This is a genomic window from Clostridioides sp. GD02404 (genome assembly GCF_045898275.1).
In the GTDB taxonomy this organism is placed as follows: Bacteria; Bacillota; Clostridia; order Peptostreptococcales; family Peptostreptococcaceae; genus Clostridioides; species Clostridioides difficile_A.
The window spans coordinates 49,895-65,420 of record NZ_JBJOCA010000020.1 but is presented as its reverse complement, the minus strand read 5'-3'; the positions used below and the strand labels follow the sequence as shown (position 1 = coordinate 65,420).

Genomic DNA, 15,526 nt, shown 5'->3' with positions numbered 1-15,526 from the left:
TATTAAGGGGGATTTTCATATGAAGCTAGAGCTAGGGAATATATTTATAAAAAATGTTGAATTTGGAGAAAAGACGGAAGTAAAAAATGGAGTATTATATGTGAATAGTAAAGAAATAGAAAAAATAGCCTTGGAAGATGAAAGAATTGTAAATGTAAATGTTGAACTTGCAAGACCTGGTGAGTCAGTAAGAATAGCTCCAGTTAAAGATGTAATAGAACCTAGAGTTAAAATTGGAGATGACAGTAAAATATTTCCTGGAATTATAAACAAAGTAAAGACTGTAGGAAGTGGAAGAACACATGTACTTTTAGGAGCTTGTGTTGTAACTTGTGGAAATATAGTTGGATTTCAAGAAGGTGTAATTGATATGAGTGGCCCTACTGCTAAATATACACCTTTTTCAAAAACAAATAATATATGTATTGTTATAAAAGCAAAAGATGGTATAGGTACTCATGACTATGAGGAAGCAGCTAGAATTGTTGGATTGAAAATAGGTGCATATATAGGTGAAGCAGGAAGAGAAGTTGAGCCAGATGAAATAATTGTATATGAGACAAAACCATTATTAAAACAAGTAAAAGAATATCCAGACCTACCAACAGTAGCATATGTTCATATGTTACAATCACAAGGACTTTTACATGATACTTATTATTATGGAGTAGATGCTAAACAAATAGTTCCTACTTTTATGTATCCAACTGAAATAATGGATGGAGCTATAATCTCTGGAAACTGTGTAGCACCATGTGATAAGGTCACTACATTCCATCATTTAAATAATCCAGTTATACATGACTTATATAAAAGACATGGAAAAGATTTAAACTTTGTAGGTGTTATTTTGACCAATGAAAACGTATTCTTAGTTGATAAAGAGAGAAGTTCTGATATGGTGGCAAAATTAATAGAGTTTTTGGGTGTTGATGGAGTACTAGTTACAGAAGAAGGTTATGGAAATCCAGATACTGACTTAATGATGAATTGTAAAAAGTGTAGTGAAGTTGGAGCAAGTGTAGTTTTGATAACAGATGAATTTCCTGGGAAGGATGGAAAGAGTCAATCTATAGCAGATGCTACTAAAGAAGCAGATGCAGTTGTTTCTTGTGGTCAAGGGAACTTAGTGGTTCATTTTCCAGCAATGGAGAAAATTATAGGAACTTTGGAATATGTTGAAATGATGATTGGTGGGTATAAAGGGTGTTTAAATGATGATGGAAGCATGGATGCAGAACTACAAATAATAATAGCTTCAACTATAGCAAATGGTTATAATCATCTGACAGCAAGATATTATTAAATAAATGGTTGAATATAGAGTTTTGTTAGAGTAATCATTGTTCTAATTAATGTATAACTATAAAGTGTTTTGGAGGGTTAAGATATGAGTAAAATCAGAGTGGTTCATTATATAAATAATTTCTTTGCTGGTATAGGAGGAGAAGAAAAAGCAGACATTCCACCAGAGAAAAGAGAGGGAGCAGTAGGACCTGGAATGGCATTTCAAAGTCAATTTAATGATGATGCAGAAATAATTTCAACTGTAATTTGTGGAGATACGTATTTTGGAGAGAATATTGAAAGTGCAACTCAAGAACTTTTAAAAATGATAAAAGACGAAAAACCTGATTTATTTATTGCAGGGCCTGCGTTTAATGCAGGTAGATATGGAGTAGCTTGTGGAGCTATTTGTAAAGCAGTTGAAGATGAGCTAAATATTCCTGCAATTACAGGAATGTATAAAGAAAACCCTGGAGTAGACATGTTTAAGTTAGATTTACACATAATATCTACTGGAAATTCAGCAGCTAGTCTTAGAAAAGTAGTTCCAATAATGACAAAGCTAGGTCTTAAACTGGTTAGAGGAGAAGAAATAGGTTCTCCTGAAGAAGAAGGATATATAATGAGAGGAATAAGAAAAAATTTCTTCCATGAACTTAGAGGTTCTGAAAGAGCAATTGATATGTTGGTTAAAAAGATGCAGGGAGAAAACTTTGAAACTGAGTATCCAATGCCTGAGTTTGATAGGGTTACACCTATGAAGCCTATTAAGGATTTATCTAAAATAAAACTTGCACTAGTAACTTCTGGAGGGATAGTTCCGATTGATAATCCAGATAAAATTGAGTCTTCAAGTGCTACTAAGTATGGAATTTATGATTTAACAGATATGGATTCTATGTCAAATAAAGATTTTACAACTATACATGGAGGTTATGATAGAGCATATGTACTTGAAAATCCAAATTTAGTTGTTCCACTAGATGTAGTTAGGGAACTTGAAAAAGAAGGTATAATTGGAGAATTGGCAAATTATTTTGTTACTACTACAGGAACAGGAACAAGTGTTGGAAATTCCAAAAGGTTTGGGGAAGAGTTTTCAAAGAAACTTTTAGAAGATAATGTGGATGCTGTAATTTTAACATCTACATGAGGTACTTGTACTCGTTGTGGAGCAACGATGGTAAAGGAGATAGAAAGAGCTGGTATAGCAGTTGTTCATATTTGTACTGTAGTACCAATATCACTTACAATAGGGGCTAATAGGATTGTTCCAGCAGTGGGAATACCATACCCACTTGGAAATCCTAATCTAGGAGAAGAAGAAAGTAAAAAGATTAGAAAGAAGATAGTTTTAAAAGCTTTAAATGCCTTAAAAGAGGATATAGAAACTCAAACCGTATTTGAATAATAAAAATAATATAACACTTTAATTAAAATTGATATCATAAAATAGTTTTTTTAAATTATTTTATGATATCTTTTTTTATTATGCAAATTTAAATATAGTAAGAATTATTTATATATGTATAAATTAGGCTTATAAAATGATAAATTAATTTGACTTAATCTTGATACATAAATTTAAATTAGATATACTATGAAAAGTGAGGTTATTACATTTTGGAACATATATTCAACATGTTAGAACAGTTTAATTGAATAGAAAAAATTAACTTTATATAATAATTAGAATAATAACAAGAAAGAAGGTGTATATATTGATTTCAATTGCCATTTGTGATGATGAATCATACATGTTAAATCATATAAAAGAAAATGTACAATTATATATGAAGCAAAATAATCTACTGTGTAATATAGAACTTTTTGATAAAGCAGAAGATTTACTATGCAATCACGAAAAGTTTAGCATTATATTTTTAGATATACAAATGAAAGAGATTAATGGAATGCAGACAGCTAGAAAATTAAGAGCATATGGTAATGATTGCTTTATAGTTTTTGTTACAGTTTTAAATGAATTTGTATATGATGCTTTTGAAGTAGATGCTATAAATTATCTGATAAAACCATTATCTAATGAGAAACTATATAAAACCTTGGATAGGATAGTTATAAAACTTGAGAATAATGAAAATAATTATATCACAATACAAAGAGGTTATTCATATTGGCGATTGAAAATTGTAGATATTTTATATTGTGAAGTCATAAAAAGAAAGATTTACGTTCACTTAAAAAAAGAGACTATAGATTATTATGGAACCATTGATAATTTAGAGAGAAGTTTGCCAACAAACTTTTTTAGATGTCACCGTAGCTATATAATCAATTTGCAATCTGTATATGGGTATGAAAATGGTAATGCAGTTATGGAAAATGGAGACAAGATACCAGTTTCTAGACTACGCCAACAAATATTTTCAGAAGCTATGCTTGAATTTATGAAAAATAGGAGGAGATAGTATGATTAATTTATTTTCTTCTGATTTATTTTTAAAGTATAGTTTTTTATTTTCTTTTATCATATATAGACTTTTGATGGTAATATTGCAATACTATTTTCTAATTAGTTTTACAAATACTAATTCAAAACATTGGAGTTTTATTTTGTATTCGCTAGTTTCATTTCTGTTAATCATCATAGGTACATATTTTAATTTAAATAATTTATTTTCTTCACAGATTCTATTTCTTCTTATGACTTTTTTATTTGTGAATCACATCATAAAAAAATCTACAGTTTTATCTATAGTATCATCTCTATTAGTATATATAATTGAACAGTTAGTATATGGATTTACAGCTCCATTAAATTATATTATATTTCTTAGTAATGCAAATACAAATATTTATAAATTTTATATAAATGTTGGGATATCATCTTCAATTACTATTATAATAGCTGGATTTATATATTGCTATAGTGCTAAAAAATTTAATATTGAAGTTGTCAAATTTGATAAGTATTTAGCAATTTTAATAACTCCATTGTTATTTATAATATTATTTATGAGAGCATTTAAAAGTAGTTCATATATAAATATAGATACAAAACTTCAGACTGCAAAATTGTTGTTAAATACATCTTTGACTGAAGCAATACAAGCTTTTCTTTTTTCTATAATTGGAACTATATGTGTATTTTTTTCTCTATTCACCTTTAAGAAACTTATGCAATCTTTAGAAGTAGATAAAGAGAAGGAAATTATGAATCAACTAATTTATGCTCAAAAAAGCTATATTGAAGAAGCTAAGTCACGGTTATCACAAACTATATCATTTAGACATGATTTTAAGAATCATTTAGCTATTGTCAATGGATTATTGAAAAAAGGACAAATTTCAAAAGCACAAGATTATTTAAATAAACTTGAAAAAGTGACAAGTGACCTGTCTTTTTCTTGCAATACACAAAATGTTGTCATTGATGCTCTTTTTAATAATAAATTGAGTGTAGCAAAGCAATTAGGAATACAGGTGGATTGTGAAGTAATCATACCACAAGACACTAATATGAAGGATTTTGATCTATGTATAGTATTTGCAAATGCTATTGATAATGCAATTAAAGCCTGTAGGCTTGTAGATAAACAAAATAGGTATTTAAAGCTTTCTAGCAAGCTAGAAGGTGGATTTTTTTTGATAGAAATAAAGAATAGTTATAACCCAATAAATAATTATACAAGTGGCTCAGGTATAGGAATTTCAAATATAAAAGAAATTGCAAAGAAATATCAAGGAGCTATAAGTATAGATAACACATCAGATTATTTTCAAATAAGTATAATGTTAGTTATTTCATTACAACATATTGGTATTTGAGAACAATTCAGTTGAAAATAAACTTTGTAAGCAATACTATGTATTTAAATAAAAAAGTTTAACATATAGAGAAAATAGGAGGTTGCTAAAATGAAAATAGGAAATATAAGTGGTCAAGCACCAATTACAAATAGTTCAGATAATTGTCAGACTGAGATACAAAGTTTAGAACAAAAGAAAAAAGTATTGCAAGATGAAATAGAGAAAGTAAAAAGTAATAAGAGTATTGACAGTGAAATAGCCAAGTTAAAAATAGAAAGTTTAAAAAAAGAAATAGAAGAGATTGAAAATAAAATTCAAGAGCTAAAAGGAAATAAAGCACAAGAAGCAAATGGAGAACAAAATAATATTTCAGAAGTAAACAAGGACCTATTAGAGAAAGGAAAAGAACCTTTTACTAATGAAAATATAAAAACATTGTATGATGTTTTTGAGAGAAGTGATGAAGGAGAGCAATGGGATAATACATATAGTCTTGTTCAAGATGATAAAGATTCAAAAGTAAAATTTAATAGACCAATATAGTTTATTTATAAAAATATTTTTTATTTTGTACTATTAAGGAATAGTATCCATAGATATATTTATTTGCAATTAACATACCTATGGATATTTATATGTGGTTTTATAAGAGTATTATTTATGAGTCTGTATTAATAATTTTTATACTGATGTAGTATCAATTTAAGGTTATCTATACACATAAAAAAAGAGATTTTAAAATCTCTTTTTTATTCTTATATATTAATTATTTTTTAAATTTATATTCTTTGCATCGGATTTTCTAATAGCCAAATCAAATCCTCTAAATCTAATCACTATAGGGTCATTAAGAGGAGCTATCTTTTTAACTTCAACCTCAGTGCCATCTATTAATCCTAAAGCTAGAAGTCTTTTCATAAGTTTTTCATTCCCAGCTATATTGTCTATAACTCCCTTTTGTCCAAGTTTTAAATTGTAAACAGTCATTATTAACACCTCCTAATGAAAATCATTATCAAATTCTATATTTATAATATATAACAAAAATAGCAAATTGTCAATATATAACAAAAAAATAAACATACTAACTTAGTATGTTTATGAAAAATAATATACAAGGGATACTGATAACATCTAGCAAAAATCCACTTACTAGTGGAACTACCAAAAATGCTTTTGGAGAATCACCATATTTTTGTGTCAAAGAGCTCATATTTGCTAAAGCATTTGGAGTAGCCCCTATTCCATGTCCAATTAAACCACTTATTATGATGGCAGAATCAAAGTCTTTTCCAAGAATTCTAAAGCAGATAAATACTGAAAATAGGATTATAAAAATCACTTGGAAAGTTACTATTAGAAGAATAGGAGGTAATAATGTAGATAATTCAAATAAATCTATATTCATAAGTGATAAAGTCAAAAAAATTCCTAATGAAAGTTCTTTTAGAAAATTAATAAGTTTAAAATTTAATTTCAGTATATTTATTTTATCATTTAAATTTCTAAAAATAACGGCTGAGAACATACAAGTTACGACAGAAGGTAAAAGAATATTAAACATTATATAAAATATTCTACTTATGATTTCTCCTGTATTTATGCAAATAAATATGATAAGTACCTGTTCTAAAAATATAGTTGGTGTTATTGTTTGAGAGAAGTCATTATTTCTTATTTTATTTGTCTTTCTATTGTAATTAGAATTTAATAAATCTATATCTGTTGAGGGTTTTAGTTTATATTTGTTTATTAAAAATCTAGCTACAGGACAGCCTAATATACCACCTATAATAAGTCCTATTGTTGCAGCAGATAGGCCAACTCCAACCGCTCCATTTACACCAAGATTTTCTATTGTAAGTCCAAATGCAGCAGAATAACCATGACCACCTTCCATAGATACATTACCACACATAAGTCCTAAAAGAGGTTCAAGTTTTATAATCTTTGATATTGTAATAGCTAGTATATTTTGACAAAATGCAAGTACTCCACACAAAATCCAATATCTAAATAATACACTACCACCTTTTTTTATAAGATTTATGCTTATTTCAAGTCCTATTGTTGTAAAAAAGAAGGTTATAAAATTTGGCATTAAATTTCCACTTACAGATATATCTGCTAAATTAAAGTATTTAAGAAATAAGTTTAAAAAACAAAATAACAGACCTCCTATTACTGGAGCAGGTATACAGAAATTATTTAAAAAGTTAATTCTATTCTTTAATAAATTACCAATTAAAAAAAATAACATAGATAGTGTTAAGGTTTGTACCATATCAAAAGTTAAGGTAATCAAAATAAGTCCTCCTTTGTAATTTAAAATATTAATTGTATAATTTAAATTCTCATGTACTAGAATTTTATTATCAAATGTATATTAATAAATGTATATTAATAAAAATCAGTAGATATAATTAGATAATCATAAATTAAAATATTTTAAAGAGATATAATTTTTTTAGAATGAAAAACCTTAGTATATTGATATAATAGAAATAAGACTTAAAAATATGTTTAGAATGTTATTAGTAGGAGGATAAAATGTTTAAAAATTTACCTAAGATAGATTTACATTGCCATTTAGATGGAAGTGTTAGAGTAGAAACTATGTTTGACATAGCTATTAAAGAGAAAATAGATTTACCTTCAGATAATATTGATGAAATAAAAAAATTAGCAAAAGTTTCTTTTAATTGTACTTCACTTGATGAATATCTAGAAAAATTTGATTTGCCTTTAAAAGTAATGCAATCTAGGGAAAATTTAAAAAGAATTGCTTTTGAACTTTTGGAAGATGCAAGTAAAGAAAATGTAAAATACATTGAAATTAGATTTGCACCATTACTTCACACCCAAAAAGGTATGAGTATTAAAAGCATAATTGAAAGTATAATAGAAGGTATTAGAGAAGCTGAAAGTATTTATGATATAAAAGGAAATTTGATATTAGGTTGTATGAGAACTATGACTTCAAAAGAGGCATTATTAGTAATTGAAGAAGGAAAATCATTTGTAAATAAAGGTGTTGTTGCAGTAGATTTATGTGGGCCAGAGAAAGAAGGTTTTTGTAAGGAATATGAGGGGGCTTTTAAATTAGCAAGAGAATATGGATATAAAGTTACAGTACATGCAGGAGAAGCAGCAAGTGGAGAAAATGTTGTAGATGCGATAAATATTTTAAAAGCGGATAGAATTGGTCATGGTGTAAAAATTAACAAACATAAAAAGGCCTATAATTTAGTTAAAGATAAAAAAGTATTACTTGAATTATGTCCAACTAGCAATGTACAAACTAAAACAGTAGATTCTTATGAGACACATCCATTTTATAATTTTTATAAAGATAATTTACATGTAAGCATAAATACAGATAACAGGACTGTATCGGATATAAGCTTAAATTCAGAACTAAATGTTATATTTAGTACATTTAAATTAGGATTAAAAGATTATAAATTAATGTACAGAAATACAGTAGAAGCTAGTTTTGCAGATGAAAAAACTAAAAAGTATCTAAATAGCTTAATTTAACAGATTAAGCTATTTAAACTTTAAATCCATTTAATGAATCAACAAAAATATATTAGATTAGGAGAAAAAACGTGAAAAGTTATGAAGACATCTCTTATATTAAACTAGCTAAAAAAGAACTTGAAGAATGGAAGAAAAATATATTAAAGAAACCTTCCATATTTGATAAGGCATCAAAAGGTATACAAAATAAAGTTAATGGAGTATTGCCAGATAAATACCATGAAGTAATAACTTCTTCGATAAAGGGTATGACAAAGACTGTGTTGTTTGGGTACAAATACGCTACAAAACCACCAATAAGAAATATGACATTAGAAGAAAGAGAAAAATTAGTTTTAGAAAAAGCTAAAAATTACAAAACTACTGCAATGATTGAAGGAGCAGGAACAGGGGCTGGAGGAATTCTATTAGGACTTTCTGATTTTCCCCTACTTCTAGGGATTAAAATAAAATTTTTATATGATGTTGCTTCAATATATGGTTATGATGTTAAGGATTATAGAGAAAGAATTTATATATTAAGTATATTACAATTGGCTTTCTCTAGCCAACAGCATATAAATGAAACTTTTAAATTGATGAATAACTGGGATGAATATGTGAAGAGTTTACCAGAAGATATTAACGATTTTGATTGGAAGACATTTCAACAAGAATACAGAGATTATTTAGATTTAGCTAAATTTCTGCAACTAATGCCTGGAATAGGAGCATTTGTAGGATTTTATGTAAATGGAAAATTAATTGATAAACTGCATGAAACTGCTGTGTATGCTTATAGATTGAGAATTAGAGAACTTAATTTATAAGTATAACAAGAGATAAAATTGATTATACAATATATCTATATATACTTGGATTTGCATTGATAAAAACGATTATGGATAAAAGGTAAAGCATGATAGAATTTAATGTAAAGGCTTGTATTTTAATGGAAAAATTTAGTTCTTACTGTTAAAATACAAGCTAAACTATGAAGAAAAGTAATTGGGAGGAATATTTTCATGACAAATTTGCCAAAACAATTTGATAGCTTTAATGAAGCTAGACAAAAAGGATTTATAAATGCAAAGGAACTTAAAGAAAGTGGGAAAAAGATGGTTGGAGTTTTCTGTACCTTCACTCCAGTTGAAATTCCAATGGCAGCTGGTGCAACTGTAGTAGGTGTATGTGGAGTTAGTGAAGAGCCAATACCAGATGCAGAAAGAGTACTTCCAAGAAATCTTTGTCCTTTAATAAAATCAAGTTATGGGCATGCAATAACAGATACCTGTCCATATTTCTATTTTTCTGATTTATTAATAGGAGAAACTACTTGTGATGGTAAGAAAAAGATGTATGAAGAACTTGCAAAGGTTAAACCAACTTATGTAATGCATCTTCCAAATACATCAAAAGGTGAATTTGCCTATAAGCTTTGGAAGGATGAAATGATAAGATTAAAAGATGAGGTTGAGAAATCCTTAGGTGTGACTATAACAGAAGATGATATAAGAGCTGCTATAAAAGATAAAAATGAAGAAAGAGAACTTTTAAAAGAGTTTTATGCGCTTGGTAAATTGCAACCATCTGCACTTACAGGGCTTGAGCTACATAATGTTTTATATCAAGCAGGCTTCAAATTTGACCGTACGGAACTTAAGCAATCTTTAAGAAAAGTCATAGATGATATGAAAGAAAGATATGAAAAAGGAGAATGTCCAGTTAAAAAAGATAAGCCAAGAATATTAATAACAGGTTCTCCTATTGGTGGAATAAGCGAAAAAATAGTTAAGACTTTAGAAGATGCAGGAGCTTCAGTTGTGGCATATGAACTTTGTGGAGCTATTAGATCAAATGATTTGTTAGTTGATGAAGAAATAGAAGATGTTTATGATGCTTTAACACAAAAGTATATAAACATAGGATGTTCTTGTATGATGAATAATGATAATCGTATTGAATTATTAGATAGAATAATAGATGAATATAATGTTGATGCTGTAATAGATGTAGTTTTACAAGCATGTCATACATTTAATATAGAAAGTTATAGAATAAGAGAATTTGTTACAAAAGAAAAAAACAAGCCATTTATGTCTCTTGAGACTGATTATTCAAAATCAGATACTGAACAATTGAGAACTAGATTTGAAGCGTTTGTAGAGATGTTGTAGGAATACATAAAAGTAGGAGGAATTATGTTTAGTATAGGAGTAGACTCAGGGTCAGTGGCAACAAAAGGTGTATTATTCGATGGTGAAAAAATTATTAAGAAAATAATTATACCAACTGGATGGAGCCCTAAAAGTACATCTAAACAGGTCTATGAGTTGTTAAGTAGTGAAATTGATAAAAAAGATATAAAAAAAGTAGTAGGGACAGGTTATGGAAGAGGAGTAATGGATTTTGCTGATAAGAAAGTGACAGAAATAACTTGTCATACTAGAGGAGTTTATTTTTTAAATAGGAATATAAGGACTATTTTAGATGTAGGTGGTCAAGACAGTAAAGTTATAAACTTAGATAGAGATGGAAATGTATTTAATTTTATAATGAATGATAAGTGTGCTGCAGGAACTGGTAGATTCTTAGAAATTACTTCTAATCTTTTGGGGCGTGATATAGAAAGTATTGATACATTAGCTCAAGGACATAATCCAGTTAATATATCTAGTATGTGTACAGTTTTTGCTGAATCTGAAATTGTAAGTCTTTTAGCTCAAAATATTTCTACTGGAGAGGTAGCAGCAGGGATACTTAAATCTATTGCAAATAAATCTACTTCAATGCTGGCAAGAGGTGAGATAATAGATGAAGTTGCATTTACTGGAGGACTTGCAAAGAGTAAAGAATTAGTAAAAATGATAGAAGAAATACTGGACAGAAAAATTTTTATTGCAGAAGATACTCAAATAATGGGAGCTTTAGGGGCTGCTGTAATAGGGTTTAGATAAAATATATTAAAAATAAAACAAGAAAACTGGATTTATTTGGGATAAATCCAGTTTTTTATTTTATTTTGTTTATTTATAAAGGGAAACTTTGGTATAATTGATTTAAATGATTATATATTTGTAAATAATTTATATTTAATCATATATAACATTAAAGTTTTTAAAATTAGCTCGAAGTGAGGGGGAGAACGCGTGAAGAAATTTGCTTCAAAACAAGTAGCAAGATTTGTTGCACTATTTTTAATATCTATTTTAGTAATGTCAACAATTCCTGTATCAGCTGACAGTAGTAGTACATTGAATCAGATAAAAAAAGCAGAATACAGTGAAACTTATAAACAATATCTAAAAGATGCTAAAAATGGACGTACAGAAAAATATAATGGTATTATACCAAATCCATATCAACTGGAAGGTACTCAAATTCAGAGTAAAGGAAGAACCGCACCAGCATCTTATGACCCTAGAAAATTAGGTCTTATGACATCAGTAAAAAATCAAGAAAATCTAGGAATATGCTGGGATTTCGCTGCAATGGCAACTTTAGAGAGTTTCTTGAAATTAAATAACTATGGAGATTATGATTTATCAGAAGAACATCTAAGATGGTGGGCTTCAGAGGGTGAATATGGATGGACTGTAAATGACATGGATGGTGCTTTAAATTATGAAGCTATGGGCTATTTAACATCTTGGTCAGGTCCTAAATTGGAAAAAGACATTCCATACAATGGTAAAGTATCTAAAGCACAAGGAGCTACAAAGCCAACTAATATGAATACAGCTCCAACTGTTTTTAATGTAACAGATGCTGTATGTGTAAGTAATGATATAAATTCTACAAAAAATGCTATATTGCAGTATGGAGCAGTAACATCTGGTTATTATGAAGATATTAAATATCAAAGTGAAAATCAAAATGCATACTATTGTCCAACAAAAAGTTTTAATACTAATCATGCTATTTCAATTGTGGGCTGGGATGATAACTATTCTAAAGACAATTTTAATGCAAACATTAAACCATCAAAAAATGGTGCTTGGCTAATAAAAAATAGCTGGGGAGATTATAATTCTGAGAATGGATATTTCTGGATATCTTATGAAGATAAAACACTTATGTCTGATATAGATAACTTTTCAATCAAAGGTGGTCAAAAGCCAAATGATGACGAAAAAATGTATCAACATGACTATGCAAGTATTGTTCCTTTAATTTCAAACAAAATAACAGCTGCAAATGTATTTGATTTTAATAGAGGTGATGAGACTCTAAAATCTGTAATGTTCTTAACTGAGAGTATAGGGGCTAAATATGAAGTATATTATGCTCCAGTAGTAAATGGTATACCTCAAGAGAATAATATGAAAAAGTTAAAAGAAGGTACTGCACAATATTCAGGATACATAACAGTTCCAATTGATTCTTTTGATATACCAGCAGGAAAAGGAGCAATTGTAGTCAGTATAGAGGCAAAAAATGGAGAATCAACTATAGGCTCTGAATCAAATGTACCAGGATACGATACATTTAAAGCAAAAGCTAATTTAGGTGAAAGTTACGTTATAGATAGTACTGGAAAATTCTTTGATATAAATAGAGATAGCAACTTCTATCCATGTAATTTCACTATAAAAGCTGTTACAGAAAAGTCTTCTGGAGAGAGTATACCAAATGAGTCTTTAATTGGTAGTGATAGATATGAAACTGCTATCAAAGTTAGTCAAAATGGTTTTAATTCTTCAGAAAATGTAGTTTTAGTAAATGGAGGTTCAATAGTGGACGCATTAGCAGCAACTCCTTTTACGTCTGCTATCAATTCGCCAATACTATTAACACAAAAAGAAACTTTGAATTCAAAGACTAAGGCTGAGATACAAAGATTAGGTGTTAAGAAAGTATACTTAATAGGTGGAGAGAATTCTATAAGTAAAGAAATTGAACAACAATTAAAAAACTTAAACATATCAATAGAGAGAATATCAGGAAGTGATAGATATAAGACAAGTTTACTATTAGCTCAAAAACTAAATAGTATAAAAAGTGTTTCTCAAATAGCAGTTGTTAATGGAGTAAAGGGATTAGCTGATGCCATTAGTGTAGGAGCAGCTGCAGCAGAAAATAATATACCAATTATACTTGCAAATGAAAAAAGCGAATTGCAAGGAGCTGATGACTTTTTAAATTCACTAAATATAGATAAATCTTATATTATTGGAGGAACAGTATCTTTATCAAGTAATTTAGAGAGTAAATTGAAAAATCCAATTAGATTATCTGGTAGTAGTAGAGATGAAACTAATTCAAAGATAATAGATAATTTTTATAAAAAAGATACTTTAAAAAATGCATTTGTAGTTAAAAATGGAATTAAGAGTCAAAATGATTTGATAGATGGCTTGGCAGTTGGTACTCTAGGGGCTAAAACTGGTTCACCAGTAATTTTAGTTGGAGACAAATTAGCTGATAGCCAAAAAGAAGTTCTTAAAAACAAGACTTTAGAAAAAGTAACTCAAGTTGGTGGTGGAGCAAATCAAAATGCATTTAAAGAGTTAGTAAAATTAAAGAGTGCTAAATAAGATACTTAAATATTAATATGTATTAGTAATTTTTATTAATAAGAGCTGAAAATAATTATTTTAAATTATTGATAAATAAAATAATCAATAATTATAAAATTTTATTTTCAGCTTTTAATTTGCACATTATACATTTAAAAACACAAATAAAAAGGGTTATTTTATACAGAAAATTTTGCATTTTATATATAAATAACCCATATATAATTAACTTTTTATAGTGTTCTAATAGATATTATTGAGCTTAATGGTAAATATAATGTGTAAGTTTCGTTTAAAGTTGGATTAGAGTCATCTATATATCTTGAGCAAAGTGTAATTGATAAGCTGTCTGCTTCTATAATTTCACCATATAGAGGACAACTGCTAAAATAAGAATGCACTTCAACATATTTATTTAAGTTTTCTTGTACATAATCTTGAAAACGGTTCTTTGTAGTAGTAGTCATGAAATCAACTCCTTTATTTTTTATTAAAAATGAAATTTTTAAAAAGATGAATATGATTACTTCTATTAGAAACTAAGTTAAAAAATAAGCAAATAGATATGAAAATTAGAATAATATATTATTTATACTTATATTATAACACTATAGAATAAAAAATGCTATAAAAAATTCAGAATTTTCGAAGATTTTTAAGTATATTAATAAAGCTATTGACAGTTAATAAAAAAAGTATTATATTGACTGTATAAAATATTTTAGTCAAAATGGAGGAGAAAAAATGCCTAAATCATATTCTGATAAAGAAAGAGAGTATATAATAAAAAGGCTCAAGGAAGAAGCAAGTTTATGTATGGAGCAATATGGTATCAGAAAGACTACTGTTGATGAGCTTGTAAGAAGGGTAAAAATACCAAAAGGAACTTTTTATTTATTTTTTCAATCAAAAGAAGTACTCTTTTTTGAGGTACTTAGAGATATACATGATTCTATACAGAAACAGATTCTGTACGAAATAGGAAGGATAGATGAAAATATTACATGTGAGCAATTGACAGAGATATTTATGAAATTTTATAAACTAGTTGATAGTACTTCGATTTTAAATATTATGGTAAGTGGAGAACTTGAAATCTTAATGCGAAAGTTACCAGATTCGATAATGGAAGAACATTTCAAACATGATGATTTTGAAATTGGAGAGATTATATCTTATATACCAAATGCAAAAAATAAGGATATAGAAAGCTTTAGTGGCGCTTTTAGAGCAGTTTTTCTTACTATGTTATATAAACGAGAAGTTGGAAGTGATTGCTTTGAAGATGCTTTAAGGTTAATGATACATGGATTAGTTATACAACTTATAAAGTAGAGTTTAACTTTTGTTTGCTAATTGTTTTTATAGAGAATAGTTAACAAACAAAAAAAATTGTCTTTTATTGACTATATAATTAAAATGGTCAA

Annotated in this window: 14 protein-coding genes; 11 read left to right on the top strand and 3 right to left on the bottom strand. The window is 27.9% G+C overall.

From position 1 onward, the window contains the following. Positions 1-19: 19 nt before the first annotated feature. The 5 genes from grdG (at position 20) to Q3287_RS12895 (ending at position 5,601) form a co-directional block, all read left to right on the top strand. The gene (grdG, locus tag Q3287_RS12915; protein WP_054270220.1) at positions 20-1,306 is read left to right on the top strand and encodes a sarcosine reductase complex component B subunit alpha; all 1,287 of its coding nucleotides are present in this window, start codon (positions 20-22) and stop codon (positions 1,304-1,306) included. An 84-nt stretch (positions 1,307-1,390) separates the two neighbouring features. Further along, positions 1,391-2,698, top strand: coding sequence for a sarcosine reductase complex component B subunit beta (gene grdF / locus Q3287_RS12910; protein WP_407964174.1), 1,308 nt, complete (start codon positions 1,391-1,393; stop codon positions 2,696-2,698). A gap of 301 nt (positions 2,699-2,999) precedes the next feature. After that, complete coding sequence (locus tag Q3287_RS12905) at positions 3,000-3,716, top strand: LytTR family DNA-binding domain-containing protein (RefSeq protein ID WP_236730074.1); 717 nt, start codon at positions 3,000-3,002, stop codon at positions 3,714-3,716. A gap of 1 nt (position 3,717) precedes the next feature. Beyond that, positions 3,718-5,076: a sensor histidine kinase gene (locus Q3287_RS12900; RefSeq protein ID WP_407964173.1), complete on the top strand. Its 1,359-nt coding sequence runs from the start codon at positions 3,718-3,720 to the stop codon at positions 5,074-5,076. Between the two features lie 90 nt (positions 5,077-5,166). After that, complete coding sequence (locus tag Q3287_RS12895) at positions 5,167-5,601, top strand: hypothetical protein (RefSeq protein WP_407964172.1); 435 nt, start codon at positions 5,167-5,169, stop codon at positions 5,599-5,601. A 219-nt stretch (positions 5,602-5,820) separates the two neighbouring features. Here the strand turns inward: Q3287_RS12895 and Q3287_RS12890 are convergent, their stop codons facing one another. Both Q3287_RS12890 and Q3287_RS12885 read right to left on the bottom strand, forming a co-directional pair. Beyond that, a complete protein-coding gene (locus Q3287_RS12890; protein ID WP_021384566.1) occupies positions 5,821-6,045 on the bottom strand; it encodes a ferrous iron transport protein A in 225 nt (74 codons plus the stop codon). 97 nt (positions 6,046-6,142) lie between these two features. Next, positions 6,143-7,363, bottom strand: coding sequence for a sodium/glutamate symporter (locus Q3287_RS12885; RefSeq protein ID WP_054276651.1), 1,221 nt, complete (start codon positions 7,361-7,363; stop codon positions 6,143-6,145). Positions 7,364-7,608: 245 nt separating this feature from the next. Between Q3287_RS12885 and add the strand changes: the two genes are divergently transcribed. From add to Q3287_RS12860, 5 genes are all read left to right on the top strand, one after another. Continuing rightward, positions 7,609-8,598 carry an adenosine deaminase gene (add, locus tag Q3287_RS12880; protein WP_407964171.1) on the top strand — a complete coding sequence of 330 codons (990 nt, stop codon included), beginning with the start codon at positions 7,609-7,611 and terminating at the stop codon, positions 8,596-8,598. A 71-nt stretch (positions 8,599-8,669) separates the two neighbouring features. After that, complete coding sequence (locus Q3287_RS12875) at positions 8,670-9,410, top strand: EcsC family protein (RefSeq protein WP_407964170.1); 741 nt, start codon at positions 8,670-8,672, stop codon at positions 9,408-9,410. A gap of 195 nt (positions 9,411-9,605) precedes the next feature. Continuing rightward, positions 9,606-10,757, top strand: coding sequence for a double-cubane-cluster-containing anaerobic reductase (locus tag Q3287_RS12870; RefSeq protein ID WP_054270229.1), 1,152 nt, complete (start codon positions 9,606-9,608; stop codon positions 10,755-10,757). 24 nt (positions 10,758-10,781) lie between these two features. Further along, entirely contained in the window at positions 10,782-11,537 is a 756-nt protein-coding gene (locus tag Q3287_RS12865) for an acyl-CoA dehydratase activase (protein ID WP_407964169.1), read from the top strand. A gap of 192 nt (positions 11,538-11,729) precedes the next feature. Further along, positions 11,730-14,117, top strand: a complete 2,388-nt coding sequence (locus Q3287_RS12860) for a cell wall-binding cysteine protease Cwp13 (RefSeq protein WP_407964168.1) — start codon at positions 11,730-11,732, stop codon at positions 14,115-14,117. Between the two features lie 215 nt (positions 14,118-14,332). Here Q3287_RS12860 and Q3287_RS12855 read toward each other — a convergent pair whose 3' ends face one another. Then, positions 14,333-14,566 carry a hypothetical protein gene (locus Q3287_RS12855; RefSeq protein WP_054270232.1) on the bottom strand — a complete coding sequence of 78 codons (234 nt, stop codon included), beginning with the start codon at positions 14,564-14,566 and terminating at the stop codon, positions 14,333-14,335. Between the two features lie 277 nt (positions 14,567-14,843). Between Q3287_RS12855 and Q3287_RS12850 the strand changes: the two genes are divergently transcribed. Continuing rightward, on the top strand, positions 14,844-15,434 hold the full coding sequence (locus Q3287_RS12850; RefSeq protein WP_054276654.1) for a TetR/AcrR family transcriptional regulator: 591 nt from the start codon (positions 14,844-14,846) through the stop codon (positions 15,432-15,434). Positions 15,435-15,526 lie beyond the last annotated feature (92 nt).

Coding starts and splice junctions, on each gene's coding strand:
- grdG (WP_054270220.1), top strand. CDS start 20: ATGAAGCTAGAGCTAGGGAATATATTTATAAAAAATGTTGAATTTGGA.
- Q3287_RS12900 (WP_407964173.1), top strand. CDS start 3,718: ATGATTAATTTATTTTCTTCTGATTTATTTTTAAAGTATAGTTTTTTA.
- Q3287_RS12895 (WP_407964172.1), top strand. CDS start 5,167: ATGAAAATAGGAAATATAAGTGGTCAAGCACCAATTACAAATAGTTCA.
- Q3287_RS12890 (WP_021384566.1), bottom strand. CDS start 6,045: ATGACTGTTTACAATTTAAAACTTGGACAAAAGGGAGTTATAGACAAT.
- add (WP_407964171.1), top strand. CDS start 7,609: ATGTTTAAAAATTTACCTAAGATAGATTTACATTGCCATTTAGATGGA.
- Q3287_RS12870 (WP_054270229.1), top strand. CDS start 9,606: ATGACAAATTTGCCAAAACAATTTGATAGCTTTAATGAAGCTAGACAA.
- Q3287_RS12865 (WP_407964169.1), top strand. CDS start 10,782: ATGTTTAGTATAGGAGTAGACTCAGGGTCAGTGGCAACAAAAGGTGTA.
- Q3287_RS12855 (WP_054270232.1), bottom strand. CDS start 14,566: ATGACTACTACTACAAAGAACCGTTTTCAAGATTATGTACAAGAAAAC.
- Q3287_RS12850 (WP_054276654.1), top strand. CDS start 14,844: ATGCCTAAATCATATTCTGATAAAGAAAGAGAGTATATAATAAAAAGG.